Source organism: Marinobacter sp. MMG032, assembly GCF_040112695.1.
GTDB lineage: Bacteria > Pseudomonadota > Gammaproteobacteria > Pseudomonadales > Oleiphilaceae > Marinobacter > Marinobacter salsuginis.
In genome coordinates this window covers 1493495-1519746 of the sequence record NZ_CP157802.1, presented here as the reverse complement: position 1 = coordinate 1519746, position 26252 = coordinate 1493495, and the positions used below count along the sequence as shown (strand labels likewise).

The following is a 26252-nucleotide window of genomic DNA, read 5'->3' as shown; positions in this document are numbered from 1 at the left end:
CAACGACCGGGCGAAAAATGGCCAAACCGTTCCAGTTCACCGCCAACGACGTCAACGTCGAGAAACGTGAAACCGTCTTCCAGGGCTTCTTCCGCATGGATAAGCTCTGGTTGACCCATCCGCGTTTCGATGGCCGCGACATGCCTGTATTCACGCGCGAGCTCTTTATTCGTGGCGATGCCACCTGCGTGCTTCCCTACGATCCGGAGCGTGATGAAGTGGTTCTGCTGGAACAGTTTCGCCTGGGTGCCCTCGGCCGCGACCAGTCGCCATGGCTTTTGGAGCTCGTAGCCGGGATGAACGAAGATGGTGAGAGTCCGGAAGAAGTGGCGCAGAGGGAAGGTCAGGAAGAGGCCGGGCTTACCTTTGAACCGCTGGAAAAAATCTGCGATTACCTGGTGTCCCCGGGCGGCAGCACCGAGATGATTCACCTTTACTGTGGCCGAGTGAGCACAGAAGACGCTGGCGGGCTCTATGGTATGGAGCATGAGCACGAGGACATACGCGCCCATGTGGTATCTTCGGACAAAGCTATAGCGATGATCCACGATGGCCGTATCAACAACGCGGCCGCCATTATTGCTCTCCAGTGGCTCGAACTAAATCGGGCCCGTTTGAGGAAAGGGTGGCAGTAATGGGTGAATGGACCATGAAGCCCAAGCGGTACGTTCCGGATCTGAGGCAACTTGGTGCCCTGTGTGACGGGAACTATCAGCGGTTACAGAAATTGCGGCAGCTGGAGGTAGACGGTAAGCCCGTCTGCGAGTTCGAGTTGCATCGGGAAAACCACTATCTGGGACGAGTCCGGATTCAGGTGCTCCAGACTGCAAGATTTACGGAAACTCTGTTGCTTGAGCAGGTTCACAATTCCGGGCGCTGGCTCAATAATCCTCAAATGACCGTGCGGGTCTACCACGATGCCAACATGGCCGAAGTGATCAGCTGTTACCGTGATCGCCAGATTGCCCCCGTCAATGACTACCCCAACCGCTTCATGCACCATCCCGACGAGAAGGTGCAGGTCAACGGTTTCCTGGCCGATTGGCTAGATTACTGTCTTCGGTTTGGACACCTGCCCATGGAACACGCGGCCTGGTCCGCCGGTGAAGGCGTCGACTGAGACGGTCTAAGTGCCTTATCCCGTACTAAAGTGGTGTGGCTATGGCGCGCCGATGTGCCATAGTTGTCAAAAATTGCAATATTTCGCCAAAGTCTGGCCAGAATGTGACTCCGGTTCGATTCCAATGTGATAAATCCGCCAACCGGCGTCGTACACTTGGGTGAATCCCACGCATTGCCAGTGAGTAGATCCAGAAAGCCATGACCACGAAGGAAGAAGCCCGCCCACTGCGGGTGCTGCAGCTGACTGATCCACACCTTATGGCGCGTGCCGATGGAGATCTGTTGGGCGTCAGAACCCGTGAAAGCCTGCAGGCGGTTATCGCGGAAGTGCTGAAGGTACACGGCCAGCCGGATCTGATTCTGGCTACCGGGGATCTTGCCCAGGATGGGTCCGTGGAGGCGTACCGCGTATTTGGCGAGAGCCTGAAGGTGTTTTCCTGTCCGTCAGTCTGGATCGCCGGTAATCATGATCACGCGGACAACCTGGCTAAAGTCGCCGGAAAATATGATGCCTGCGACCGGCATGTGATGCGGGGAGGGTGGCAGTTTGTCATGCTGGATTCCTCAGTGCCCGGCAAGGTTTTCGGGGCCCTGGCCGACTCAGAGCTGGACTTCCTGGCCGAAGCCCTGGAGCAGCACCCGGATCTTCCGGCAGTCGTTGCCTTGCATCACCACCCGGTAGATATCGGTTCTGACTGGATGGAAAAAATAGGGCTTACCAACCGGGATGCCTTTTGGCAGGTGGTTGATCGCTTTCCTCAGGTTCGGATCGTGCTTTGGGGACATATTCACCAGGAACATGAGCGCGAACGCAAAGGCGTGCGGCTGATGGCCACGCCGTCTACCTGTATCCAGTTTACCTCCGGTTCCAGCAAGTTCTCGGTCGAGGATCTTCCCCCCGGGTACCGTTGGTTCGAATTCCACGAATCCGGGAACTTCTCTTCGGAAGTTCGCCGGGCGAAGGATTTCCAGTTCGAGCTGGATCAGAACAGTACCGGCTACTGAGTACCTTCATCCAGTTCCCTGGCGGCGGCAACGCCTGTGTCCTTCAAGGCAGGAAAGCCTCTTCCTGTTGACCATATTTGGAGTGTCTATGATCGAGCGGAGCCACCTTGAGATTCTCAGGGCGGTCAATCAGCAGGGTTCGCTGACTGCGGCGGCGGAGAGCCTGCATCTTACCCAGTCTGCACTCAGTCATTCCATTCGTAAGCTGGAGCAGCAGCTGGGAACCGATATCTGGGTGCGGGAAGGGCGGCAGTTACGACTGACCCAGTCGGGAGAATACTTGCTGTCACTTGCCAACAGGCTGTTGCCGCAGATGGAGCATGCGGAGATGCTGATTGATCAGTTTGCCAAGGGACAAAGGGGTACGCTGCGTATCGGGATGGAATGCCACCCCTGCTACCAATGGCTGCTGAAAGTGGTCGGGCCCTATCTTGTGAGCTGGCCGGGTGTGGACGTGGACGTCAAACAGAAATTCCAGTTCGGTGGCATTGGAGCACTGTTTGGTCACGACATCGATATGCTGGTAACTCCGGACCCCCTGCACCGTCCGGGTCTGGTCTTCGAACCCGTGTTCGACTATGAGCAGGTGCTGGTAGTGGCTGAAGACCATGCTCTGGCGGGCAAGGCATGGGCGGAACCTGAGGATCTGGAGAAAGAAACCCTGATTACCTACCCGGTTGAGATCGAGCGTCTGGATATCTACACCCGGTTCCTGTTGCCGGCGCATGCCAGTCCGGCGCTGCATAAAACCATTGAGACCACCGACATCATGCTGCAGATGGTCGCCGCAGGCCGCGGTGTAGCGGCGCTTCCGCGGTGGCTGGTTGAAGATTACGGTGCCCGGATCCCGGTTCGAGCGGTACAACTGGGCGAGGCTGGAATTCCCAAGCAGATTTTCCTTGGGCTTCGGGAGCGTGATCGGGAGGTGGATTACCTGAATTCGTTCATGAAGCTGGCACGTGAGGTTCGCTGGAGTTAACGTCTTCAGTTAAAATGCGCAAAAAATTCGTTCAGGAAACCAGATTATGAGTGAGATACCCGCAGACCTGAAATACATTGAGACTCATCAATGGGTTCGCGTGTCTGATGACGGCACGGCGACGGTTGGCATTACCGATTTTGCCCAGGAGCAACTGGGTGATGTGGTCTATATCGGTGTTCCGGATGTGGGCGTCACCGTTAACGGTGGAGAGGAAGCTGGCGTAGCGGAGTCTGTGAAGTCGGCTTCGGACGTGTTCAGCCCGGTGACCGGAGAGGTGATCGAAGTGAATGAGAGCCTGGAAGATGAGCCGGAGAAGGTCAATGAGGATCCTTATGGCGACGGGTGGTTGTACAAGGTGAAGCTGGCGGATGCGGGCGAGCTGGATGGTCTGATGGACTCCGCCGCTTACGCGGAGCATGTGGCTGCCGAGGAATAATCCCTCGTTAATTCTTTCCCAGGTCATCTCTATGAATTTTCCGGTTCTGTATCTTCGAAAAGGCGCGGAGCGCCGTCTCCGTGCTGGCCATCTCTGGGTATACAGTAATGAAGTGGACACCCGTCGCAGCCCGCTGACGGATTTCGAGGCTGGTGTCCAGGCGGAGCTTCGGGCCTCCAATGACAAGCCTTTGGGGACGGTGTTCGTGAATCCCCATGCGCTGATTTGCGGCCGGCTGATCAGTCGGGACCCGGGCCATGGTATGACGCCGCAGCGGTTAACCCAGCGGATGGAAGCTGCGCTTGAGCTGCGGGAGCGGCTTTTCGACAAGCCATACTATCGCTGGGTGTTTGGCGACAGTGATGGTCTTTCAGGGCTGGTGGTCGACCGTTTTGATTCCACGGTGGTGGTTCAGATCTCCACGGCTGGTATGGAGGCGATGAAGGACGCGGTTGTTCGGGCTATTCAGCGCCTGGCACATCCGGAGGCGATCATCCTCAAAAACGACGGCAAGATGCGCAAGGTCGAGGGGCTGGATACCTACGTGGAGCAGGCCCATGGTGTTGAAGTCAGTCTTCTGGAAGTGGAGGAGAACGGTGTCCGGTTCGAGGTACCTTTGGAAGGTGGCCAGAAAACGGGTTGGTTCTATGACCACCGGATGAATCGCGCCCGTTTGCAGGCCTACGCGCCGGGTAAGCGGGTTCTCGATGTGTTCAGTTATGTCGGGGGCTGGGGCATCCAGGCAGCCTGTGCTGGAGCCGCCCAGGTGACCTGTGTGGACAGCTCCGCCGGTGCCATTGATTCGGTGCACCACAACGCCAGGCTCAATGGCCTGGACAATGTGGAAACCATTGAGGGCGATGCCTTCGAGGCGCTGAAGGCGCTGGCTGATGAGAAGGAAAAGTTTGATGTGGTGGTTCTTGATCCGCCGGCACTGATCCCCCGGCGCAGGGACCAGAAGGCCGGGGAAGAGGCTTATGCCCGCCTGAACCAGTTGGGGCTGCGTTTGCTGGAGCGCGATGGAATTCTGGTAAGTGCCTCCTGCTCGATGCACCTGTCACAGGAAAAACTGATCGATATCATCCGGGGCAGCGGCCGGAAGATCGACCGCTTCGTCCAGTTGCTGGAGCAGGGGCATCAGGCGCCGGATCATCCCGTGATTCCGGGCATTCCCGAAACCGATTACATCAAATCCTGCTTTGTACGCTCCCTGACCGGGTTTTTCTGAGCAGTTGAAGTCGGGCTCAGATGAACTCTTTCATCTGAGCCTCTATTTACGTCTTAGCCCCGCAGAGACATCACTTTCCAGCCGGCATCCCGGGCATATTGCTCCAGGGTCGGGTCCGGATCGACGGCTACCGGGTTGTCCACTTTTTTCAGCAGCGGCAAGTCATTGTGGGAGTCGCTGTAGAACCAGGCCCCCTCAAGTGTCCTGTTATGGGCATTCAGCCAGTCATCCAGTCGCGTGACCTTGCCATCCTGAAAGCTCGGGGTGCCGGCCACTTCGCCTGTATAACGGCCGTTGACAAGCTCGGGCTCGGTGGCGATCAGATGTTCGATGCCGAGGGCCTCGGCAATGGGTTCAGTCACAAAACGGTTGGTGGCAGTAATGATCATCAGGGTGTGACCCTGCTCCCGGTGGCTGTCCAGCAGCGTATCTGCAGTGGCCTGCATCATGGGGCGCACTTTTTTCTCCATAAAGGCTTCCCGCCACGCGAGTAGCTCTTCCATGTTGTGACTGGCCAACGGCTGAAGGGCAAACCCCAGGTAGTGGAGGATGTCCAGCTCGCCGTTCAGGTATTCCTGATAAAACCGGTCGTTCGCCCGGCGGTATTCCTCGGCATCAACAATGCCTTCCTCTACCAGAAATTCGCCCCAGGCGTGGTCGCTGTCGCCGGCCAGAAGGGTGTTGTCCAGATCAAAAATTGCGAGCGTCAAGCGGTTACCTCCGGTGATCACAGGGCTTGCAGTAAAGGGCCAAGTCTATCATGACCTGTCCCCAACGGCTCCGTTTGCCGAACCCTTGGGATTCTGTAAGAATGAGAGCAACTTGGACAATTCCGACCGGTGAATTTTTGACCGGTCCACCGACTTTTGAGAGGACTGTGCCGTGATCGATTCAGACGGTTTCAGACCCAACGTCGGAATCATTCTGGCCAATCACAGAGGAGAAGTTCTCTGGGCAAGGCGAATAGGGCAGGACTCCTGGCAGTTCCCCCAGGGCGGCATCAAACATGATGAATCCCCCGAGGACGCACTGTACCGGGAGCTTGGAGAGGAAATCGGCCTGTGTGCAAACGATGTGGAAATCATCAGTTGCACCCGAGGCTGGCTGAGGTATCGACTCCCGAGGAGGATGGTACGCCAAAACTCCCACCCCGTCTGTGTGGGCCAAAAACAGAAATGGTTCCTGCTGAGGATGTTATCGCCGGACGCGCAAGTTTGCGTGGACGGTACGGATTCACCGGAGTTTGATGGCTGGCAATGGGTAAGTTACTGGTATCCATTGGGCCAGGTGGTCTCATTCAAGCGAGAAGTGTATCGACGCGCGCTGAGAGAGCTTGCCCCACGGCTGTTCTACAACATGGAGCAGTGGCACAGGGCGGAGCAGAGCCAGCGTTTACAGGAACACCAGAAATGACGGACTGACACCGCCATGCTGAGCATTCTGCGAAGTCTAGTACAAGAGGTAAACAGCGCCCGCGATCTGCAGGAGGCGCTGGATATCATTGTATCGAGGGTGCAGAAGGCCATGGGCACCGAGGTGTGTTCCGTTTACCTGTTGGATCCAGCCACCAACCGCTACATTCTGATGGCCACCGAAGGCCTGTACCGCAAGGCGGTTGGCCAGGTGAGCCTGGCCTATTCCGAGGGCCTCGTTGGCCTGGTTGGTTCCCGTGAGGAGCCGATCAATCTGGAAGACGCACCGTCTCATCCACGCTATCGCTATTTCCCGGAGACAGGGGAGGAGCGGTTTCGTTCTTTCCTCGGTGTTCCGATCATTCACCATCGCCGGGTATTGGGCGTTCTCGTTGTTCAGCAGCGGGAGAGTTCCCGGTGTTTTGATGAGGGTGAAGAGGCGTTCCTGGTAACCGTTTCCGCGCAGCTGGCAGGAGTTATCGCCCACAGTGAAGCCACCGGTGCCATCAGCGGTCTCTCCCTGACCGGTGAGGAGGCTCATGATGTCAGCTTCAATGGCGTTCCGGGTGCACCGGGGGTAGCCATCGGCAGTGGTGTTGTCGTTTATCCATCCGCGGACCTTGATGTGGTGCCTGAAAAGCCCACCGACGATATTGATCAGGAGCTGGCGCTTTTTGAAGCTTCGGTCAAAGCGGTCAGGGGGGATATTGAGCGGGTGGCAAAGCGTCTGGCTTCACAGCTACGTCCGGAAGAGCAGGCCCTGTTCGATGTCTACCTGAGAATGCTGGGTGACGATGCAATGCCCGGTGAGGTGGCAAACAAGATTCGGGAAGGTATCTGGGCCCAGGGTGCCCTGAAGCAGGTGGTTCAGCAATATATCCGTCACTTCGAGATGATGGATGATCATTATCTCCAGGAACGTGCTGTTGATATCCGGGATCTCGGCCGTCGCCTTCTGTCTCACCTGCAAGAAGGTGAACAGAAACACCTGAATTATCCTGAGCGCACAGTGCTGGTCAGCGAGGAGCTGACGCCTGCCATGCTTGGCGAGGTTCCGAAAGGGCAACTCGTCGGTCTGGTGTCGGTCAAAGGCTCCAGTAACTCCCATGTGGCTATCCTTGCCAGGGCCATGGGCGTTCCTACGGTTATGGGGCTGGTGGACATTCCGGTAAACCAGCTCGATGGCAAGGAACTGGTTGTCGACGGCTTTGAGGGCCAGATATTTGCCTCACCGTCTGCTGATCTCCGCTCCTATTATCAGGCGATCTGCGATGAAGAAGACGAGCTGATTCGGGGGCTTGAGGTACTCAAGGACAAGCCCTGTGAAACGACCGATCACCATCGGGTTTCACTTCTGGTGAACACCGGGCTGATGACCGACGTTGTCCGCTCACTTTCCCACGGCGCTGAGGGTATCGGTCTGTATCGGACTGAAGTGCCTTTCATGATCAAGGATCGGTTTCCCTCCGAGCAGGAGCAGCGGGAGTATTACCGTGAGCAGCTCGAGGCCTTCGCTCCCAGCCCGGTGACCATGCGCACGCTGGATATTGGCGGCGACAAGGCGCTGACTTATTTCCCCATCCAGGAGGAGAACCCGTTCCTTGGCTGGCGCGGGATACGGGTTACCCTGGACCATCCGGAAATCTTCCTGGTGCAGGTCCGGGCCATGCTCAAGGCCAGTGAAGGTCTGAACAACCTCCAGATCATGCTGCCGATGATCTCGAATATCTCGGAAGTGGAGGAGTCCCTGCACCTTATATATCGGGTGTACCACGAGGTTCGCGAAGAGGGCTACGACATTCATATGCCCAAAGTGGGTGTGATGGTTGAGATCCCAGCTGCCGTTTACCAGATTCGGGAGCTAGCGGACCGGGTGGACTTCCTGTCGGTTGGCTCCAATGACCTGACCCAATATTTGCTCGCGGTGGATCGTAACAATCCGCGGGTAGCCCAGCTCTATCACTCGTATCACCCGGCGGTGCTTCAGGCGTTGGTCCGTATTGCCCAGGATGCGCATTCCGTCGGTAAACCAGTTGGTATCTGTGGCGAGTTGGCGGGTGATCCCGGTGGCGCGCTGCTGTTGATGGCCATGGGCTACGATTCACTGTCCATGAACGCGGCCAGTTTGCCCAAGGTCAAATCGGTGATTCGCAGTGTCAGTCGGGAGTGGGCCATCCAGTTGCTGGAAGATGTGCTATTGCTGGATTCGCCTCACGTTATCAAGAGCTGCGTTGATCTGGCGTTGAGGAATGCCGGTTTCGGCCGCTATCTGCGACCGGGGAAGTCGACGGCCATGGCGGTGTCGGAGGCCGCCGTCTCCTGATACAGGGGCAGGTTGCAGCAATATAGGGTGTGTACTCTAAATACCGTTGTTATCTTGGGTACTGATGTATCCGGCGGTCCACATAACGGGCCCGCATTCTTTATCCGGAAAAGGGAAGTCTATGAGCTCGCCAGCTGATCATAAACCCGCTCCCCGCATAGGGCTTGCCCTTGGTGGCGGTGGTCCTCTGGGCGGCATTTATGAAATCGGAGCGCTCCGGGCGCTGGATGAGGCGCTCGATGGTCTCGATTTCAACAACATCGATGTCTATGTCGGCGTTAACGGCGGCTCTTTTGTGGCGGCGAATCTCGCCAACCAGATGACCACGGCGCAACTTTGCCGGATTTTCGTGCGCAACGAGGCGGAAGTACACCCGTTCCATCCGGAAGTATTCTATCGCCCGGCTTTCCGGGAGATTGGCAGTCGATTGCTGGCAATTCCCGGGCTGGTTTCGACCGCAGTGAGTCGCTTCGTCAACAACCCCTACGATCAGAGTCTGCTGGAAGCCATGACCATCCTGGCCCAGGTAGCGCCGGCTGGATTGTTCGATAACGAAGGCCTGCATGAGTATCTCAAGCGGGCCTTCACCATGCTCGGGCGCACCAATGATTTCCGTCAGCTCAAGCGCAGCCTCTACATCGTGGCTGCCGATGTTGAGAGTACCGAAGCGGTCTGCTTTGGCGCTCCCGGTTTTGATCATGTGCCCATTTCCAAGGCTATTCAGGCCAGCACTGCTTCGCCGGGGTTGTATGTGCCAGTGGAAATCGATGGGCGGTATTATGTGGACGGTACACTGCGCAAGGGTTTGCACGCCTCCGTGGCTTTTGAAGACGGTGCCGACCTGGTTTTCGCCGTGAATCCCCAGGTGCCGATCGATGCCAGTGCGGCGGTCCGGGCCGGTTCCATGAAGCCGGGCGAACTGACCCGCTCAGGTATGCCAAACCTTCTGTCTCAGACCTTCAGGACCATGGTGTATTCCCGGATGCAGTCCGGCATTGCCCAGTATGCCCGGGACTATCCGGACAAGGATATTCTGCTGTTTGAACCCACCCGAGACGACGCCAAGCTGTTCTTCTCCAACGTATTCAGCTTCCAGTCCCGCAGAATGGTGTGTGAGCACGCTTATCAGATGACACGGCGGGATCTATTGAATCGCGCAGACCAGTTGGAGCCCAAGCTGGCGAAATATGGCATCAAGCTTCGCCGGGATCGCCTTGAAGACGAGCAGCGGACGATTAGCACCAGTCTATACGGCGAAATGCTGCCGCTGTATGTGGCCAAGGGGAGAAAGAAAAAAGCTGAGAAGGGCCGGTTGGCGGGTGGCTTGACTAACGTGTCGCACCTCTTTTCAAAGGCGCAATAATGTTCACTAGGTGAGGAGGGCAGATGACTGTGTCATCTGCCCAGTCTCGTTCACGTCTACAGGATGTACCGGCTCAAATCCTCGTCTTCGGACAACTCTCCAAGCTTTTCATCCACGTATTCGGCGGTTACCTCGAAGCCATCGGTAACCTTGTCGCCGGCATCGAAGGACAGTGTCTCCAGCAACCGCTCAAGGACGGTATGCAGCCGACGAGCACCGATGTTTTCTGTGCTCTCGTTTACCTTCCAGGCAACCTCGGCAATACGGGCGATGGCATCTTCCCGGAAGGTCAGTTTCACACCTTCGGTCAGCATCAGCGCTTCGTACTGCTGCACCAGGGAGGCATCCGGTTCGGTCAGGATGCGTTTGAAGTCCTCGGGTGTCAGTGCCTGGAGTTCAACGCGGATCGGCAAGCGGCCCTGCAGCTCCGGAATGAGATCCGAGGGCTTGGACAGGTGGAACGCGCCGGAAGCAATAAACAGAATATGATCGGTTCGCACAGAGCCGTATTTCGTGCTCACGGTGCTGCCTTCGATCAGAGGAAGCAGATCGCGCTGAACGCCCTCGCGGGAGACATCTGACGAGGTGTTTTCGGACCGTTTGGCCACCTTGTCGATCTCATCCACGAACACGATGCCATTCTGTTCCACCGCCTGGATCGCTTTCTGTTTGATTTCTTCTTCGTTGACCAGCTTGGCAGCCTCTTCTTCTTTGGCCCGCTTCAGCGCGTCCGCAACCTTCATCTTTCGGGTCTTGCGCTTGTCGGAGGACAGGTTTGAGAACATGCTCTGCAGCTGATTGGTCATCTCCTCCATGCCTGGAGGTGCCATGATTTCCACCCCGGCGCTGGAGTTGCGCAGGTCGATCTCGATTTCCTTGTCATCCAGCTCGCCCTCGCGGAGTTTCTTACGGAACAGCTGGCGAGTGGAGGAATCAGAGCTGCGCTGGCTGTCCTCACCGAAATCCCGGGGCGGCGGAATCAATGCGTCCAGAATACGCTCTTCCGCGGCATCCAGTGCCCGCTCCTCGTGGCGTTTCATCTCTGCTTCGCGCAGCATTTTGACAGCCATATCCGCCAGATCTCGGATAATGGATTCCACGTCACGGCCGACGTAGCCGACTTCGGTGAATTTGGTAGCCTCCACTTTCAGAAACGGGGCATCGGCCAATTTTGCGAGGCGCCGGGCAATCTCGGTCTTGCCCACACCGGTGGGACCGATCATCAGAATGTTCTTGGGTGTGATCTCATCGCGCAGGCTGCTGTCGAGCTGCATCCGGCGCCAGCGATTTCTCAGGGCGATGGCCACCGCCCGCTTGGCTTCTTCCTGGCCCACGATGTGTTTGTTGAGCTCGTGGACAATCTCACGGGGAGTCATTGCAGACATGGTCGCTCCGGATCAGTCGTTTTTGGAGAGCACTTCAAGGGTGCGATTGTGGTTGGTGTAGATACAGATGTCGGCGGCGATATCCAGACCCTTTTCAACAATCTCGTGTGCTGTCAGGTCGGTGTTTTCCAGCAGGGCCCGGGCTGAGGCCTGGGCAAAGGGACCGCCCGAACCGATGGCAATTAATCCCTGCTCCGGCTCGATCACATCGCCGTTGCCAGTGATGATCAGTGAGGCGGTTTTGTCCGCAACGGCCAGCAGGGCCTCGAGCCTTCGCAACGCCCGGTCTGTTCGCCAGTCTTTCGCCAACTCCACAGCGGCTCGGGTCAGGTTGCCCTGGTGCTTCTCAAGCTGGGCTTCAAAGCGCTCAAAAAGGGTAAACGCATCGGCGGTGCCGCCCGCAAAACCGGCGATCACCTTGCCGTTGTATAGACGGCGTACCTTCCGGGCATTGCCTTTCATTACGGTGTTGCCCAGGGAAACCTGGCCGTCGCCACCCATGGCAACTTCGTCATCGCGCCTGACGGAAAGAATGGTAGTCATTTGGGCTCCAATTGCCTGATTGAAATTGGTATCCCGTTGTTATGGTGGCTTGCGTGGCGAATTCAAGGTGTTCGTGCGCGGCCCGGAAAGATCAGCCTTCCTTGGGGATCTTCCGGACCAGTGGCTGGATATTCAGGGAAACCAGTTTGTCGATAGCGGAGTTCATCTGGCTTCGGGAGGTGAAGGGGCCAACATTGACGCGATACCAGACGGAGCCATTGTCCAGGTCAATCCTCTGGGTGCTTGCCCGCAAACCCTGGAAAGCGATCTGGGCCCGCTGTCGTTCCGCGTCTTCCTTGCTGCGGAAGGAGCCGGATTGAAGCAGATAATTGAAATCTGTTTGCGTTGGTCCGGGCGTGTATTCTTCGACTTTGGGCGGCACAACCTCGGATTCCGGCAGCATTTCGTAGAAGCGGAACCCGGGTTTATCTTCTGCTTTCGCGGTCTCTGCAGGAGTTTTCGCCGGTTTCTGGGTCGGCTTTTCGGTGACTGCCGGCTGCTGTGAATGCGGGCTCGTTGGCAAAGAGTTCAGGTAGACGATAAACCCGATAAAGCCGCCCACGGCTGCGAGGGACAGTATCCACTTGAGTGACAGGCTGCCGTGCTGGGAGCGGGCACTGGCCGCTGGCTTTGGCCGGGCGGCCTTCGGCTTTGCCTGTCTCGCAGGCTTTTTGCGCGAAGTGGCCGAGGCCTTGGAAGGTCTGTCCTTGCGGGCGTAATCTCGGGACATTCGTTTTACATCTCTTCCGGTGCGCTGACGCCCAGCAGGTCCAGACCGTTGGCGATGACCTGCCGGATGGCAAGGTAGAGGCTGACCCTGGCATCACGAATGGCGGTATCTTCAATCAATACCTTATGGGCGTTGTAATAGGTGTGGAACTGGCCTGCCAGATCCCGCAGGTAGTGCGTCAGGTGGTGCGGCTCACGCTGCGCGACGGAGTTGGCAATGAGTTCCGGATACTTGGCCAACTGGTTGGCCAGGTCCTTTTCCTCATCAAGGGTTAACAGAGAAAGGTCACCGATGCATTCGTTGCGGCCACGCTCCACGCCTTCCTCAGCCAGTTTTCGAAGCACGCTGCAAATGCGCGCGTGGGCATACTGCACGTAATAAACCGGGTTTTCATTGGTCTGGGAGCGAGCCAGATCGATATCGAAGGTCAACTGGGAATCCACCCGACGCGCGGCCAGGAAGAACCGGGTCGCATCGCGGCCAACTTCATCAATCAGGTCCCGGACGGTCACGTAACTGCCAGCGCGTTTGGAGATTTTTACCTCCTGGCCTGAGCGGGTCACCATGACCATCTGGTGCAGTACGTAGTCCGGCCAGCCTTCCGGAATGCCGGCATTCAGCGCCTGCAAGCCGGCGCGAACGCGGGTAACAGTAGAGTGGTGATCGGCACCCTGTTCGTTGATAACGGTGGTAAAACCCCGTTGCCACTTGTCCAGGTGATAGGCAACATCCGGCAGGAAGTAGGTGTAGCCACCGTCCTTCTTGCGCATGACCCGGTCCTTGTCGTCGCCGAACTCGGTGGTTTTCAGCCACATGGCACCATCCTGCTCATAGGTGTAGCCGTTTTCCTGCAGCCGCTTGACCGTGGCTTCAACCTTGCCGTCCTCATACAGGGAGGATTCCAGGAAATAGACATCAAACTGAACGCCAAAGGCTTTCAGATCCAAATCCTGCTCCCGGCGCAGGTAGGCGACGGCGAATTCGCGGATGGCATCGCGGTCTTCCGGGTCTGCCTTGGCGGTTACTTCCCGGTCGTCCGCGGTAACGGTGTCGCCCGCAAGGTAGGCCTTGGCAACATCAACGATATAATCGCCCCGGTAGCCATCCGCCGGCCAGCTCTCGTCGTCCGGCGTCAGACCTTTTACCCGCGACTGAACAGAGAGCGCCAGGTTATCAATCTGGGCGCCGGCGTCGTTGTAATAGAACTCCCGGGTTACATCGTACCCGTTGGCTTCCAGCAGCCGGCAGAGGCAGTCGCCAATCGCCGCGCCACGGCCGTGACCAACGTGGAGGGGGCCGGTGGGGTTGGCGGAAACAAACTCCACCTGAACCTTCTCACCCCGACCCTGATTGTTGCGGCCGAAACGGTCGCCTTCATCCAATATGGTATTGACCACTTCAAAAGCACTGGCTGTGCTCATGAAGAAGTTGATGAAACCGGGCCCGGCAATCTCCACTTTCTCCACCGCCTTGCTCCGCGGCAAATTCTCAACAAGCGCCTCCGCCAGTTTGCGAGGCGGGCATCCGGCAGCTTTTGAGGCAACCAGAGCAATATTGCAGGCATAGTCGCCATGGGACTTGTCCTTGGTATTGCCCACCTGTGGAGTGAAGGGCTGGTCCGCAGGCAGGGTGCCATCGGCTTGGAGTGCTGCCAGTGCAGACTGGAGCAGATCGGAAACGGTCTCTTTCATGCTGTCAGATGACTCGGTTTACAGGAGAATTGGGATATGCATCGATAGGATGCTGGAGGCAGGTATTATCGCGAAAGGTGTGAGACTTCTCAATGAAGAATAGGGGGGGGGGGAGCTCAGCCCCCCCTATTCGGCTGTCTCCTTAGTTAGGGTTTGCGCAATTGCTCTGAATGCCATACAGACTGGTAGTTCCTCCCGGGGGAGTCGCTTCCAGATTGTTCAAGTCAGCCGCCGAACAGGAAAGTGTGAAATCGGCGGTACGCGTACTTTCTGATCCTGCGACTCTGACTGTCGCAGTCAGGCGGAAGTCAACCCAGGCACAAGAGCTTTGCGGATAGCGAATCGTGAAGTTCGCAGAACCGCTTTCGTTCGTTGTTAGCGACGCAGGAGCGAAAGTTGCGTCGTTTGACGGGTCGAGGTCGCCATCGCCGTTGAAGTCCTCACCAGGGTCTTTAAGGCCATCCCCATCCAGGTCTTCGGATTCACACGTAGCTACTCGGTTAGGCGCCCATTGATCGGGTTCTCCATCTCCGTCGGTGTCGACCTGGATAAAGGTTCCTTTACCGTAGGATGTTGGGAGTAATTTCAGCTCTACATTGGTGTTGGATACAGGCGCACCCGTCGCATCGGTTACAAAGGCAACCCATTCGCGCTCATATATTGTGTCATCCTGACTCTCAATGATTTCGTTACCAGTGCCGAGGGTGATTCGTAATGCTTGCCCTCCGACGGTAAGAGTCAACGTGTCTTCTGGCTGGGTGCCTGCTGACGTGGTTGCTACAATCACCACACCGTTCTCGCCTGTTCCGCTGGTTCCCGCCCTGTAGGTAACCGTGGCCCGCCCGAGGAAGTCGGTCGTCGCCTGCGACTGCAACAGAGAACCGTTGCTTACATCGGAATCAATTCTGAAGTTGACAACCTGCCCTTTGACCACATTATCTTGCGCGTCGCGGAGGGTCGCAGTTACTTCGGTTTCCTGTTGTGGCCTCAATTGGGCATCATTTGACTGCAAGACGATGTTAGATGGGTTGGTCGCTACAAAGTTAATCTGTAGATTGGTTGACAGGCCTTCTTCTGTAGTCGCTGTAATGATAGACGGTCCTGCAGTGGAGGAAGAAATCGATACACTTGCATTTCCGCTTCCATTTGTGACGGCTGTCGTGGCGCTGAGAGAGCCTTTCGTGGCAGAGAAACTGATGGTCTCTCCGGCAATCGGAGTGCCATTTGAGCTCAACCCTACCTGAAGGGTTTGATTGTTGTTCAGCGTAACGTCGGTGTTTGAAGCCGGAGAGTTGAAGCCGAAGGAGTCCGGGTCCACTGTCACCTCTATCGATGTCTCGACTCGGCTAACTCCGGAAAAAGCGGACACAGTAATCGTGTCAGTGCCGCCTGTTCTACCGGTAAAATCAAGGTCTACCGTTCCTGTGCTGCTGGTGGTTTGAGAGCCCAGAGCGAGGAGGTTAGAGCCCGAACTGTCAATGTTAATATCTTCGCCAGCGATTCCGTTGCCTTCTGAGTCAGTCAGCCTGATAGTATAGCGCCCTGTTGCGCCAATCGATACAGCGGTTGGCCCTGAAACGGAAATACTGGTTCCGGTGGCTTCAATGGTAATCGTTTCTGTCATCCCTCCCGCAGAGGCAGCCACGGAGATACTGCGATTACGTTGATCGTTTGGATTTCTCAGGATTGCTTGAGCGTTGCCGCTTTCATCCGTGGAGGAGTTAATAACCTGGAGTGCTGCGCCGGAGGTTGAGAAAGATATAGGTATGTCAGGTAATAGCACACCCTTATCATCCTGAAAGCTCGCAGTGATTGTTACTTCTGAATTCGGAGCCGTACCAATCTGGGGAGAGTCAGAAAGCAGATTGATCGAGCCGGCTGTGACCTGTCCTCCGTCATCATCTCCGCCACCGTTATTGTTACCGGGTCCCGCAAGAGGTGAGGAACCGCTGTCGCCGCCACAGGCAACGAGCAAAAGAGACAGAAGGCTGGCTGCCATGGTTAAGCCAAATTTCCCCGACATTGTTATCTCCACTTTCCGTAAGTGTCGTTTATCTTGGTCTCGCCCGAGTCCCTTTAGAGTTCAGGGAGCCTGATAAGACAAAATGCTAGTCCGCTGAAATCATAGCACATCGAAATTTATCGTCGTTCAAGGTTACGCCATTTTGTGAAAAACTTTGTAACGATTTTATGTTCGTGGCAGTAGCTCACATTTCTGGGAGCGGCATGAACTCCTTTAACCGGTTTCCTGCGGATCAACATCAATCATCCATTTTGTGCCGGCAGGTAGCTTTCTCTGGTCCAGCTCCTGGCAGATTCCGCTCAGCAAGTGGTTCAGCTTTTTCCTGTTTCGGGCGTTGAGGACAAGCTGGGCCCGGTGCTTGTCGGCACGCCGGGCAATCATGGCGGGCAGAGGTCCCCAGGTTTCGATGTCTGCAGAGTTGGTGAGAGGTTTTATTGTGTCCAGTACCTGAAGGCTCTTCTCCATGGTATCGGCTTCTGCCCTGAAGATAGCCATAGCCCGGAACGGCGGAAACTGACCTTCTTCCCGCTCTTTCAGGAGTTGGTCGGCGATATCGAGATACCGGCCTTCGCAAAGCGTCCGCAGTAAGGGGTGGTCGCTGTGGCAGGTTTGTACCAGGACTTTGCCGGGCTTTGTGCCGCGGCCGGCGCGGCCGCTGACTTGCAAAAGGGTCTGAATAAGCTGTTCGGGTGCGCGAAAATCCACGCTGAAAAGTCCGCCGTCGGCGTTGACCACGACCACGAGTGTTACGTTCGGGAAGTCGTGTCCTTTGGCCAGCATCTGGGTACCGACGAGCACACAGGGTTTACCGCTGTTCACCTGCTTCAGAATGCCCTGAATGCTGCCTTTGCGCTGAGTGCTGTCGCGATCCACCCGTACCACAGGAGTGTCCGGGAAAGCGCTGGCGAGTATGTCTTCGGTCCTTTCTGTGCCCTGGCCGACAGGTTTGAAGGCATCTCTGTGGCATTTCGGGCAGTGTTCTGTGGCAGCCGTTTGGTAGTCGCAGTGGTGGCACCGCATGGCCCGGTCCCGGCGGTGGTAGGTCAGGCGGGTATCGCACCGGGGGCACTCGACCATGTGGCCGCAGTCGAAGCACATCATCACCGGGGCAAATCCCCGTCGATTGACAAAGACCAGCGCCTGCTCGCCTTTTGTAAGGGTCTGCTCTATTGCGGTCAGAGCGGGCCGGGACAGGCCGCCCTCCAGGGGGCGGCTTCGAATGTCCAGTAGACTGATGTCGGGTGGAGCCGCATTGCCGGCCCGTTCTTCAAGCCTCACCAGATGATATTTGGCCTGCTCCGCGTTATGCACGGATTCCAGTGACGGAGTCGCCGATCCGAGGATGATGGGGCAGTTGTTCAGGTGGGCTCGATAGACTGCCAGGTCGCGACCGGAATAACGGAAACCTTCACCCTGTTTGTAGGAACTGTCATGCTCCTCATCAACAATGATTGTGCGCAGATTAGTAAAGGGCAGCAAAACCGCCGATCGGGTGCCTATAAGGATAACCGGCTCACCGTTACGGACTTTCAGCCAGGTTGTCAGGCGCTCACCGTCGTTGAGAGCCGAGTGCCATACGACAATTCGGCTGCCGAAGTAGTGTTGGAATCGAGCAACCGTTTGCGGTGTAAGGTTGATCTCCGGAACCAGCACCAGGGCCTGGTCCCGGACGTTGAGGTGTTCCTTTAAATAGTGCAGGTAGATCTCGGTTTTTCCGCTGCCGGTGATGCCGTATAAGAGTGAGACGCCAAACCCTTCATCGGGAACAGCCAGCTCTTCTGCGGCTAAAGCCTGGGCCGCGGACAGTTCGGGTTTTCGAGCATCAAGCTCAGAATCTTCTTCAAGTGAATTCGGCCGGGGCGGCAAAATCGGCTCAATCAGCTGCTTCTCGCGTAGTGCATTGAGCTGCGCCCGGGCGAAACCGGCCTGAAGGATATCCTTTGTCGGGGCACCCCTCGGGTGTTGGCGTAGCCAATCGAAAAGCGCCTTCTGTTTATGGGCTTTTGCAGGCAAGGTCGCAGCATTGTCACGTGTATGCCACCACTGCTCCGTTTTCTCTTCGGCGATTCGCCCCCGCCTGAGGGCGGGGGGCAGGGCGGTGAACAGGCATTCGCCCAAGGGGTGCTGATAATAGCCGCTCGCCCAGCTGAGAAGTTTGAACGTTTCTTGCGGTAATGCCGGCCACTCCTCCATAGCCGAGGACAGCGGCTTGAGCTTTATGCCAGGGGGCGGTTCAACGCCCACCTCTACAACCAGGCCCGTTGCCTGCTGTCGGCCAAAGGGGATTCGCACTCTCTGGCCCGGCGTCAACTCAAGGTCCTCTGGAATAATGTAATCAAAGAGTCGACGCAGAGGACGATTCAGGGCGATGCGTGCAATCAATGGCACTGAGTGCTCCACTGGATGAGAGGTGTCACGGTTTTTCCTTATCCTGTTTCAGTCGGCGCTCAGCCGCGAAATCCGGAATGGGCGGGTCCGGAAGTCAGGGTGTGCTTGCCTGCGACACTAATTGCAAGTAAGATTCGCGGTCTGTTTCCGGCTGGGCATGATTGTGCCCCGTCTTCTCAATTGATTCAAACGTGCGGTGCCTGGCGCCTGGGTAATCAAGATGCCCCGCGATCAGGTAGCGGCATGACCTAACGAGGTTCACCATGAAAGAAGGTATCCACCCCAAGTACGAAGAGATTACCGCCACCTGTTCCTGCGGTAACACGTTCAAGACTCGCTCTACCTACACCCATGATCTGCAGCTGGACGTATGTTCCCAGTGCCACCCGTTCTATACTGGCAAGCAGAAAGTTATGGATACCGGTGGTCGCATCGACCGTTTCCAGAAGCGTTTCGGTGGCCGCATCGGCGGCAAGAAAGACTGATCGCACTGGATGTAAAAAAAGCGCCTTCGGGCGCTTTTTTTGTGCTCGAAGATCATACTGTATTAATTGTATACATACGCAATTAGCACTATTGACTGTTCACAAAATGTTCATGGGCCACTTGTCGTTTCGGGTCTGGCGGGCCATAATGGCGCGCTCCGCTGGATGGGGAGGCTCCCTGGCTCCAGCGGTTCATTACCTTTAAACGTGACAAACGGAACAGTGGCAATGTCTCAAGATCTGAAAGAAGCAGCCCTTGAATATCACGCCAAGCCGCGGCCTGGTAAGCTGAGTGTTGAAATCACCAAGCCAACCAAGACTTCCCGCGACCTTTCCCTGGCGTATAGCCCCGGGGTTGCCGAACCGGTCCGCGAGATCGCAAAGGACCCGGAGAACGCATACAAATACACCGCCAAGGGCAACCTGGTGGCTGTTATCTCCGACGGTTCTGCGATTCTTGGTCTGGGTAACCTGGGTCCGCTGGCAAGCAAGCCGGTTATGGAAGGCAAGGGCGTACTGTTCAAGCGCTTTGCCGGAATTGATGTTTTCGATATCGAGGTCAATTCCGAAAGCCCGCAGGCGTTTATTGAAACAGTTGAGCGGATTGCAGACACCTTTGGTGGCATCAATCTGGAAGACATCAAGGCGCCTGAGTGTTTTGAGGTTGAACGTGCGCTTATCGAGAAGTGCAACGTGCCGATCTTCCACGATGATCAACATGGTACTGCTATCGTAACTGCAGCCGGCATGATCAATGCCCTTGAGCTGCAGGGTAAAAAAATTGAAGAGGCGAAGGTGGTGTGCCTGGGTGCCGGTGCCGCCGCTATTGCCTGCATGAAGCTGCTGATCAGCTGCGGTATTCGCTCTGAGAACATCTTTATGCTCGACCGCAAGGGTGTGATCCACTCTGGTCGTGATGATCTGAATCAGTATAAGGCGATGTTCGCCAACGACACTGACAGGCGTACTCTGGATGACGCTATTGATGGTGCTGATGTATTCCTTGGCCTGTCCGGTCCGGATCTTCTGACCGCCGACCAGCTCAAGAAAATGGCTCCCAAGCCTATCGTGTTTGCCTGCTCCAACCCCGATCCGGAAATCAGTCCGGAAGTTGGCCTGGCAACCCGCGATGATCTGATCATGGCTACAGGCCGGTCCGATTACCCGAACCAGGTTAACAACGTATTGGGCTTCCCGTTCATTTTCCGTGGCGCGTTGGACGTTCGTGCAACTGCCATCAATGAGGAGATGAAGGTGGCGGCTGTCAATGCGATTCGTGAGCTGGCAAAAGAGCCGGTGCCTCAGGAAATCTGTGAGGCCTATGGCGTGGATGGCTTTGAGTTCGGAAAAGAGTACATCATTCCCAAGCCGATGGATGTACGCTTGCTTGAAGTGGTGCCCGCAGCCGTTGCTCGCGCTGCTGTAGATTCCGGGGTTGCCCGCAATGCATACCCTGCGCACTACCCGCTCAAATCCATGGACGACATTATCTGATCTGTTCCTATGGATAATAGAAAAACCGGCGGTGATCCCGCCGGTTTTTTTGTGCCCGCTTCGCGTATCAGAAGATTCTGCGTGACAGATCGTCTTCCTCAGAACCTCCGTTCCGATCACCGTCGGTGTCTGACGTCAGTGGCGGTGGTGCGTCCTCTTCCCGGAAGACCTCAAAGACACCGTCCTCGCCAGGTCTGGCGCGCTGCCCAGTCTCGGGATTGATACGGATATTCACGATCCCGTTCGGGCGGGGCATCAGGGAAGAGGGCGCCCCTTCGAGTGCAACTTCCATGTAGTCCAGCCAGATCGGTAGCGCGGTGCTGGCGCCAAATTCTCGTCTGCCAAGCGGTGCCGGCTGGTCGAATCCAACCCAGGTTGTCGTGGCGATATCGTGATTGAAGCCGGCGAACCAGGTATCCTTCTGCTCGTTGGTGGTGCCGGTCTTGCCAGCGATGTCGTCCCGGCCGAGGGCCAGCGCCCGCCTGCCAGTACCGCGTCGAATAACATCCTGCATCATTGAGTGCAGAATGAAGACGGCGCGCTCGTCCGCCAGTCTGGGCATCACGCGAACCTCAAGCGGCTCTTCGTTGCCTTGCGATGCATTTGCCGGCGTAGCTGCGTCGCTTTCGTCCGTTTCCGGGATCGCTTGTTCTGCAACCTCATTGCAGTTTTCATCGCACAGGATGGTTTTCGGAGCCTGGTAGATGATCTCGCCGCTGAAGTCGCTGATCGTCTCGATCAGGTAGGGTTCGACGTCATAGCCGCCGTTGGCAATTACAGCCATGCCTCTGGCCAGTTCCATTGGGGTCAACTGGCCGCTGCCGAGCGACAATGACAGGTTGTCGGGCATGTTTTCGGTAGGGATTTCCAGTTGTGCGAGATAATTGAGCGTTTTTTCAATACCCAAGTCTCGCAGGAGCCTGATAGAAACCAGGTTTCGTGAGCGATAGAGCGCTTCGCGAAGCCGGGTCGGGCCATAAAACTGTCCGGAGGAGTTCTGCGGCCGCCATGCGGTCTCCAGTTCGGAGTCGTCGAACACGATGGGCGCATCGTTATAAATAGTGGCCGGCGTCATGCCGCTTTCAAGGGCGCTCAGGTAGAGAAACGGCTTGAAAGTCGAGCCCGGCTGCCTGCGCGCCTGAATGGCCCGGTTGTATTTGCTTTGACCGAAGCTGTAGCCCCCTGCCAGTGCCTGTATAGCACCGGTTTTCGCTTCCAGTGAAATCAGTGCGCCTTCTACCCTCGGGATCTGGGCAAGTGCCACGGTCGCAGCAGTCGGCTGCTCCGGATCGTCAACCTGCGGACTGCTCTCGTCGGCATCAGCTTCTGAGGAAGCCTGGACTGGCTCCTGAGCGCGCACATAGACAACGTCGCCAGGCGAAACAACATCTGAAGGTTTCTCGGGTTCTGGTCCGGTCAGATTCTCGGTTTTGTAGCGCCTCGCCCAGGTCATGGTTTCGAACGGCATAATGGCGGGGCCGACAACGCGTGCGTATACACGTACTTCGCCCGATTCGTCGTCAACCTCCTCGACGATTGCCGGCAGCAAGGACTCGACTCTGGGGTAATTCAGGATGACGTCGGATAATTCGCTCGTGGCGAGAGTGTCCTCGTCGATCTGCCCGATGGGGCCGCGAAAACCGTGGCGTCGATCATAGGCTTCCAGGCCGTTCCTGAGCGCTTCGGTGGCAACCTGTTGATTTTCGCCGTCAACCGTCAGAGTGACGGTATAGCCATCGGTGTAGGCGTCTTCGCCAAACCGCCGAACCATTTCAGATCGTGCCATTTCAGCAACATAGTCGGCGTCGACTTCCGTTTCCGTGCTGTTATAGCTGGCGGTGATGGGGGCCGAAACGGCAAGTTCATGGGCATCCGGAGCGATGTATCCCAGATCTCTCATGCGCCCGAGGATCCAGTTGCGGCGAATCATCGCACGGTCCGGATTGGCCAGCGGGTTGAAAGCCGAGGGCGCCTTGGGTAGGCCGGCCAGCATAGCCATCTGGGCCAGCGACAGTTCGGATACCGGCTTGTTGTAATAAACCTGTGCAGCGGCAGCTATACCATAGGCCCGATTGCCCAGATAGATCTTGTTCAGGTAGAGCTCGAGAATGCGGTTTTTGTCCAGTTCACGTTCAATCTGAAGAGCCAGAAGTATCTCGTTGAACTTCCGGATAAAGGTTCTGTCCCGTGACAAAAAGTAATTTTTTGCAACCTGCATTGTGATGGTGCTGCCCCCGGACTGGATCTCGCCGGTTGAGACCAGTTCGATGGCAGCCCGCGCCAGGCCTTTGATGTCGACCCCAAGGTGCTCATAAAAACGCGCGTCTTCAGCGGCCATAAAGGCTTGTAACTGAATTGTTGGGATCTGTTCGATTGTGATGGGTGCCCTTCTCTTTTCACCGAATTCTGCTATTAATCTGTTGTCTTTGCTATAGACCCGTAGTGGCGTCTGAAGCTTGATGTCCAAAAGCTGATGTACCGGCGGAAGGCCAGGGCGAAGGTAAAGATAAAAGCCTGAGGTTACGATAACGGCGACACTCAGTCCGGTAAGAAACAACCAGGCAAAAAGGCGAGATGTGCGCAACAAATGAGACATTTTTTTCTGACAACTGTTGGATATAGGTCTATCATTTGAGAAATTGCTTTAGGAAGGAAGAGTCGCTTCACCGTCGCAATGGTTCTCAATTAAAGAAGAACAGGCATTGTAGACGGAATGGTGAAGAAATTCTCTTAAATAAAAAACACATAAGTTACGTAACCGGGTGCATCTAACCAGGTATAGGGTGAGCGCGTGTTTGGATTAGGAAAGAAATCCAGTGCAGTGCTGGGCGTGGATATAAGCTCCAGCTCGGTCAAACTTCTGGAGCTGTCGAAGCAGGGCGACCGGTATAAGGTCGAGAGCTACGCGGTTGAGCCTTTGCCGGCCAATGCCGTGGTGGAAAAGAACATTACCGACGTCGAAGCCGTGGGCGAAGTGATGAAGCGCGTGGCTTCAAAGTCCCGTTCCGGCGTAAAGCAGGTAGCAGTTGCGGTATCAGGTTCGGCGGTAATCACCAAGGTCATCCAAATGGATGGTGGCCTCAACGAATTCGAGATGGAAGATCAGATTGCCCTCGAGGCCGATCAGTATATTCCATACCCGCTGGATGAAGTGGCCATTGATTTCGAAGTTCAGGGACCTTCCGAAAGTAATCCCGATCAGGTAGATGTGCTTCTGGCAGCATGCCGAAAGGAAAATGTCGACATTCGGGAAGATGCACTCGAGATTGCTTCACTCACCACCAAGGTGGTTGATGTTGAGGCCTATGCCCTTGAACGCGCCTATGCATTGATTGAGCCTCAATTGGACTCGCAGGGTGAAGAGCTGGTGGTGGCGATTGTGGACATCGGTGCAACAATGACCACATTGAGCGTTCTGGCCGATGGAAAGACTGTCTATACTCGCGAGCAGATTTTTGGTGGAAAGCAGCTGACCGAGGAAATTCAGCGCAGGTACGGCTTATCTCTCGAAGAGGCCGGTCTTGCTAAAAAGCAGGGCGGATTGCCTGATGATTACGAGTCTGAAGTGCTTACTCCCTTTCGAGAAGCTGTAGTGCAACAGGTTGCTCGAGCACTTCAGTTCTTCTTTGGTGCTAGTCAGTACAACACTGTTGATTATGTGGTTCTGGCTGGAGGAACTGCCTCAATTCCGGGGCTGACGGAGATGGTTGAAGAGAAAACAGGTACACCGGCGCTGGTTGCCAACCCGTTTGCGGACATGGCTGTAGGGTCCAGGGTCAACGCATCGGCACTGAGTAATGATGCGCCATCGTTAATGATTGCCTGCGGCTTGGCAATGAGGAGCTTTGACTGATGGCAAAGATTAACCTTCGACCGTGGCGCGAGGAACTTCGTGCTGAGAAGCAGAAGCAATTTGTAGTCATGATTCTTGGTGCAGCAATTATTGCTGGCGGGCTGGTGTTCCTCTGGAACTCTGATATGGATAGCAGGATCGCTTATCAGCAATCTCGTAATGCGTATATAGAAACAGCTGCGAAGAAGCTCGACGAACAGATCAAAGAGATCGAGGATCTTAAGCGTAAGCGTGACGAGTTGCTTGCGCGTATGCAGGTGATTCAGGACCTCCAGGGTAAGCGCCCTGTGATTGTGCGAGTCTTCGATGAGTTAGTGAGAACTTTACCCGATGGACTATTTTACATGGACCTGAGGCGCATAGATGATTCGCTGGATATTGTTGGCATGGCTGAGTCCAACAGCCGGATCTCTTCTCTGATGCGTCAATTCGAGGAATCTGATTGGTTCACGGATCCTAACCTCTCAAACGTATCCGCAGCTGATAGCCGTAGGGCTGGTTACAGTGAGTTTAGCCTGTCTGTTAAACAAAAAACGCCCGAGCCCGAAGGGGAGGATGAGTAATGAGCCTCGCGGACTCTCTTAAAAGCCTTAATGAATTTGATATTAATGACCTTGACGTTAACAACGCAGGTATCTGGCCAGCACCTGTTAAGGCCATCGTGATACTGATCATATTCGGGCTCATCGGTGGTGGCGGTTACTGGTTCTTTATCAAGGACCAGTATTCGCAGCTTGAGCGCGTGGAGCGTACCGAGCAGGAGCTGCGCAAAACGTATGAAGAAAAAGCCTACCAAGTGGCTAATCTTGAGGTTTTCAAGGCCCAGATGGCAGAAATGGAAGAAACCTTTGGGGCACTGGTGAGGCAGCTCCCGAGTGAAACTGAGGTGCCTGGATTGCTCGAAGACATTACAAACACGGCTTTGGGCAATGGGCTTGCGCTGCAAGAGGTAAAACTGCAGCCGGAGCAGCGCCGGGATTTCTACTCCGAATTGCCAATCAATATACGAGTTTCTGGCTCCTATCATGAGCTTGCCTCTTTCGTCAGCAGCGTTGCGAGCCTGCCTCGGATTGTGACGCTGCACGACTTGACCATAAAACCAACTGGCGGAGACGGAGAACGACTTGATATGCAGGTTGTGGCTCGTACATACCGCTACCGGGCTGGAGAATGAGCATGACAGGAAAGCATGCGGTACAGGCCTGGCTGGGAGTTTGTCTGGTGTCTCTCCTGACAGCCTGTTCCCAGGGCAGCGGATACTCAGATCTTGATCAATTCATGGCCGAGACTCGTGCAAAACCGAGAGGGTATGTGGAGCCTTTGCCAGAGTTTAAAGCCTACGAGGCCTTTAGTTATTCCGCGGCTGACCGTCGGGCCCCTTTTGAGCCACCTATCGACGTGCAGCTGACTATGGTGGACGAGCAACCGATAAGTGATGTCGAACCTGATTTGGATCGGCCAAGGGAAGTTCTTGAAAATTTTGATCTCAAGACGCTTCAAATGGTCGGTACCCTTCAGGGCGCATCAGGTAACCTGTTCGCCCTGATTGAAGACGATACTGGGGGCATTCATAGAGTCCGTACCGGAAATTACATGGGTCAAAACTACGGCCGCATTGTGGGCGTCAGTGAAACCCGAATTGAGCTAATTGAAATCGTTCCCAATGGCCGGGGTGGCTGGGTTGAGCGTCCTCGCTCCCTGACCCTGGATGAGGGCGCAGGCTAAGGAGCGGCTGGATGAAAGTTGAAAGAAACATGCACGTACAAAAAAGTTTAGGGTCGAGGCTAGC

Annotated in this window: 23 protein-coding genes; 15 read left to right on the top strand and 8 right to left on the bottom strand. The window is 55.9% G+C overall.

The window, feature by feature from the left end:
* Positions 1-17 precede the first annotated feature (17 nt).
* The 6 genes from ABNF92_RS07000 (at position 18) to ABNF92_RS06975 (ending at position 4773) form a co-directional block, all read left to right on the top strand.
* Complete coding sequence (locus tag ABNF92_RS07000) at positions 18-635, top strand: NUDIX domain-containing protein (protein ID WP_349343812.1); 618 nt, start codon at positions 18-20, stop codon at positions 633-635.
* Positions 635-1120, top strand: coding sequence for a DUF1249 domain-containing protein (locus ABNF92_RS06995; protein WP_069185133.1), 486 nt, complete (start codon positions 635-637; stop codon positions 1118-1120). Before ABNF92_RS07000 ends, ABNF92_RS06995 begins: the two co-directional genes overlap by 1 nt.
* A 200-nt stretch (positions 1121-1320) precedes the next feature.
* The gene (gene cpdA / locus ABNF92_RS06990; protein ID WP_349343811.1) at positions 1321-2127 is read left to right on the top strand and encodes a 3',5'-cyclic-AMP phosphodiesterase; all 807 of its coding nucleotides are present in this window, start codon (positions 1321-1323) and stop codon (positions 2125-2127) included.
* Positions 2128-2215: 88 nt separating this feature from the next.
* Positions 2216-3106, top strand: a complete 891-nt coding sequence (locus ABNF92_RS06985; protein WP_349343810.1) for a LysR family transcriptional regulator — start codon at positions 2216-2218, stop codon at positions 3104-3106.
* 46 nt (positions 3107-3152) lie between these two features.
* On the top strand, positions 3153-3545 hold the full coding sequence (gene gcvH / locus ABNF92_RS06980; RefSeq protein ID WP_069185136.1) for a glycine cleavage system protein GcvH: 393 nt from the start codon (positions 3153-3155) through the stop codon (positions 3543-3545).
* A gap of 31 nt (positions 3546-3576) precedes the next feature.
* On the top strand, positions 3577-4773 hold the full coding sequence (locus ABNF92_RS06975; RefSeq protein WP_349343809.1) for a class I SAM-dependent rRNA methyltransferase: 1197 nt from the start codon (positions 3577-3579) through the stop codon (positions 4771-4773).
* Between the two features lie 53 nt (positions 4774-4826).
* Here the strand turns inward: ABNF92_RS06975 and ABNF92_RS06970 are convergent, their stop codons facing one another.
* Positions 4827-5483 carry an HAD family hydrolase gene (locus ABNF92_RS06970; protein WP_069185138.1) on the bottom strand — a complete coding sequence of 219 codons (657 nt, stop codon included), beginning with the start codon at positions 5481-5483 and terminating at the stop codon, positions 4827-4829.
* 172 nt (positions 5484-5655) lie between these two features.
* Here ABNF92_RS06970 and ABNF92_RS06965 point away from each other — a divergent pair, with 172 nt between their 5' ends.
* The 3 genes from ABNF92_RS06965 to ABNF92_RS06955 all read left to right on the top strand — a co-directional run bounded on the left by ABNF92_RS06965 (position 5656) and on the right by ABNF92_RS06955 (position 9871).
* Positions 5656-6186 carry an RNA pyrophosphohydrolase gene (locus ABNF92_RS06965; RefSeq protein WP_136631244.1) on the top strand — a complete coding sequence of 177 codons (531 nt, stop codon included), beginning with the start codon at positions 5656-5658 and terminating at the stop codon, positions 6184-6186.
* A gap of 15 nt (positions 6187-6201) precedes the next feature.
* Positions 6202-8508 (top strand): phosphoenolpyruvate--protein phosphotransferase, encoded by a 2307-nt coding sequence (gene ptsP, locus ABNF92_RS06960; RefSeq protein ID WP_153634776.1) that lies wholly within the window; start codon positions 6202-6204, stop codon positions 8506-8508.
* A gap of 121 nt (positions 8509-8629) precedes the next feature.
* Positions 8630-9871, top strand: a complete 1242-nt coding sequence (locus ABNF92_RS06955) for a patatin-like phospholipase family protein (RefSeq protein WP_349343808.1) — start codon at positions 8630-8632, stop codon at positions 9869-9871.
* A gap of 56 nt (positions 9872-9927) precedes the next feature.
* On the opposite strand, the gene hslU is transcribed toward ABNF92_RS06955, so the two are convergent.
* The 6 genes from hslU to ABNF92_RS06925 all read right to left on the bottom strand — a co-directional run bounded on the left by hslU (position 9928) and on the right by ABNF92_RS06925 (position 18631).
* Positions 9928-11256, bottom strand: coding sequence for an HslU--HslV peptidase ATPase subunit (hslU, locus tag ABNF92_RS06950; RefSeq protein WP_136631241.1), 1329 nt, complete (start codon positions 11254-11256; stop codon positions 9928-9930).
* Between the two features lie 12 nt (positions 11257-11268).
* Complete coding sequence (hslV, locus tag ABNF92_RS06945; RefSeq protein ID WP_349343807.1) at positions 11269-11799, bottom strand: ATP-dependent protease subunit HslV; 531 nt, start codon at positions 11797-11799, stop codon at positions 11269-11271.
* A 91-nt stretch (positions 11800-11890) separates the two neighbouring features.
* Positions 11891-12529 (bottom strand): SPOR domain-containing protein, encoded by a 639-nt coding sequence (locus tag ABNF92_RS06940; protein WP_349343806.1) that lies wholly within the window; start codon positions 12527-12529, stop codon positions 11891-11893.
* 5 nt (positions 12530-12534) lie between these two features.
* Positions 12535-14220 (bottom strand): arginine--tRNA ligase, encoded by a 1686-nt coding sequence (gene argS / locus ABNF92_RS06935; protein WP_349343805.1) that lies wholly within the window; start codon positions 14218-14220, stop codon positions 12535-12537.
* Between the two features lie 142 nt (positions 14221-14362).
* Complete coding sequence (locus ABNF92_RS06930) at positions 14363-16243, bottom strand: Ig-like domain-containing protein (RefSeq protein ID WP_349343804.1); 1881 nt, start codon at positions 16241-16243, stop codon at positions 14363-14365.
* A gap of 213 nt (positions 16244-16456) precedes the next feature.
* Entirely contained in the window at positions 16457-18631 is a 2175-nt protein-coding gene (locus ABNF92_RS06925; protein ID WP_349343803.1) for a primosomal protein N', read from the bottom strand.
* A gap of 263 nt (positions 18632-18894) precedes the next feature.
* Between ABNF92_RS06925 and rpmE the strand changes: the two genes are divergently transcribed.
* Together rpmE and ABNF92_RS06915 are read left to right on the top strand one after the other, a co-directional pair.
* On the top strand, positions 18895-19116 hold the full coding sequence (gene rpmE, locus ABNF92_RS06920; RefSeq protein WP_064230272.1) for a 50S ribosomal protein L31: 222 nt from the start codon (positions 18895-18897) through the stop codon (positions 19114-19116).
* Positions 19117-19344: 228 nt separating this feature from the next.
* Positions 19345-20610 (top strand): malic enzyme-like NAD(P)-binding protein, encoded by a 1266-nt coding sequence (locus ABNF92_RS06915; protein ID WP_349343802.1) that lies wholly within the window; start codon positions 19345-19347, stop codon positions 20608-20610.
* Between the two features lie 67 nt (positions 20611-20677).
* Here the strand turns inward: ABNF92_RS06915 and ABNF92_RS06910 are convergent, their stop codons facing one another.
* A complete protein-coding gene (locus tag ABNF92_RS06910; RefSeq protein ID WP_349343801.1) occupies positions 20678-23206 on the bottom strand; it encodes a penicillin-binding protein 1A in 2529 nt (842 codons plus the stop codon).
* 195 nt (positions 23207-23401) lie between these two features.
* On the opposite strand from ABNF92_RS06910, the gene ABNF92_RS06905 reads away from it, so the two are divergent.
* Genes ABNF92_RS06905 through ABNF92_RS06890 form a run of 4 tightly spaced genes read left to right on the top strand, consistent with a single transcriptional unit; the run spans position 23402 to position 26188 of the window.
* Positions 23402-24463 carry a pilus assembly protein PilM gene (locus ABNF92_RS06905; protein ID WP_349343800.1) on the top strand — a complete coding sequence of 354 codons (1062 nt, stop codon included), beginning with the start codon at positions 23402-23404 and terminating at the stop codon, positions 24461-24463.
* Entirely contained in the window at positions 24463-25026 is a 564-nt protein-coding gene (locus ABNF92_RS06900; protein ID WP_349343799.1) for a PilN domain-containing protein, read from the top strand. Before ABNF92_RS06905 ends, ABNF92_RS06900 begins: the two co-directional genes overlap by 1 nt.
* Positions 25026-25637, top strand: a complete 612-nt coding sequence (locus tag ABNF92_RS06895) for a type 4a pilus biogenesis protein PilO (protein WP_349343798.1) — start codon at positions 25026-25028, stop codon at positions 25635-25637. The genes ABNF92_RS06900 and ABNF92_RS06895 overlap by 1 nt, the downstream gene beginning before the upstream one ends.
* 2 nt (positions 25638-25639) lie before the next feature.
* Complete coding sequence (locus tag ABNF92_RS06890; RefSeq protein ID WP_349343797.1) at positions 25640-26188, top strand: pilus assembly protein PilP; 549 nt, start codon at positions 25640-25642, stop codon at positions 26186-26188.
* Positions 26189-26252: the final 64 nt, after the last annotated feature.

What these genes read in the sequence shown, in the direction of transcription:
- ABNF92_RS07000 (WP_349343812.1), top strand. Translation starts at nt 18, where the DNA reads ATGGCCAAACCGTTCCAGTTCACCGCCAACGACGTCAACGTCGAGAAA.
- ABNF92_RS06995 (WP_069185133.1), top strand. Translation starts at nt 635, where the DNA reads ATGGGTGAATGGACCATGAAGCCCAAGCGGTACGTTCCGGATCTGAGG.
- cpdA (WP_349343811.1), top strand. Translation starts at nt 1,321, where the DNA reads ATGACCACGAAGGAAGAAGCCCGCCCACTGCGGGTGCTGCAGCTGACT.
- ABNF92_RS06985 (WP_349343810.1), top strand. Translation starts at nt 2,216, where the DNA reads ATGATCGAGCGGAGCCACCTTGAGATTCTCAGGGCGGTCAATCAGCAG.
- gcvH (WP_069185136.1), top strand. Translation starts at nt 3,153, where the DNA reads ATGAGTGAGATACCCGCAGACCTGAAATACATTGAGACTCATCAATGG.
- ABNF92_RS06975 (WP_349343809.1), top strand. Translation starts at nt 3,577, where the DNA reads ATGAATTTTCCGGTTCTGTATCTTCGAAAAGGCGCGGAGCGCCGTCTC.
- ptsP (WP_153634776.1), top strand. Translation starts at nt 6,202, where the DNA reads ATGCTGAGCATTCTGCGAAGTCTAGTACAAGAGGTAAACAGCGCCCGC.
- ABNF92_RS06955 (WP_349343808.1), top strand. Translation starts at nt 8,630, where the DNA reads ATGAGCTCGCCAGCTGATCATAAACCCGCTCCCCGCATAGGGCTTGCC.
- hslU (WP_136631241.1), bottom strand. Translation starts at nt 11,256, where the DNA reads ATGTCTGCAATGACTCCCCGTGAGATTGTCCACGAGCTCAACAAACAC.
- hslV (WP_349343807.1), bottom strand. Translation starts at nt 11,799, where the DNA reads ATGACTACCATTCTTTCCGTCAGGCGCGATGACGAAGTTGCCATGGGT.
- ABNF92_RS06940 (WP_349343806.1), bottom strand. Translation starts at nt 12,529, where the DNA reads ATGTCCCGAGATTACGCCCGCAAGGACAGACCTTCCAAGGCCTCGGCC.
- argS (WP_349343805.1), bottom strand. Translation starts at nt 14,220, where the DNA reads ATGAAAGAGACCGTTTCCGATCTGCTCCAGTCTGCACTGGCAGCACTC.
- ABNF92_RS06930 (WP_349343804.1), bottom strand. Translation starts at nt 16,243, where the DNA reads ATGTCGGGGAAATTTGGCTTAACCATGGCAGCCAGCCTTCTGTCTCTT.
- rpmE (WP_064230272.1), top strand. Translation starts at nt 18,895, where the DNA reads ATGAAAGAAGGTATCCACCCCAAGTACGAAGAGATTACCGCCACCTGT.
- ABNF92_RS06915 (WP_349343802.1), top strand. Translation starts at nt 19,345, where the DNA reads ATGTCTCAAGATCTGAAAGAAGCAGCCCTTGAATATCACGCCAAGCCG.
- ABNF92_RS06910 (WP_349343801.1), bottom strand. Translation starts at nt 23,206, where the DNA reads ATGTCTCATTTGTTGCGCACATCTCGCCTTTTTGCCTGGTTGTTTCTT.
- ABNF92_RS06900 (WP_349343799.1), top strand. Translation starts at nt 24,463, where the DNA reads ATGGCAAAGATTAACCTTCGACCGTGGCGCGAGGAACTTCGTGCTGAG.
- ABNF92_RS06895 (WP_349343798.1), top strand. Translation starts at nt 25,026, where the DNA reads ATGAGCCTCGCGGACTCTCTTAAAAGCCTTAATGAATTTGATATTAAT.
- ABNF92_RS06890 (WP_349343797.1), top strand. Translation starts at nt 25,640, where the DNA reads ATGACAGGAAAGCATGCGGTACAGGCCTGGCTGGGAGTTTGTCTGGTG.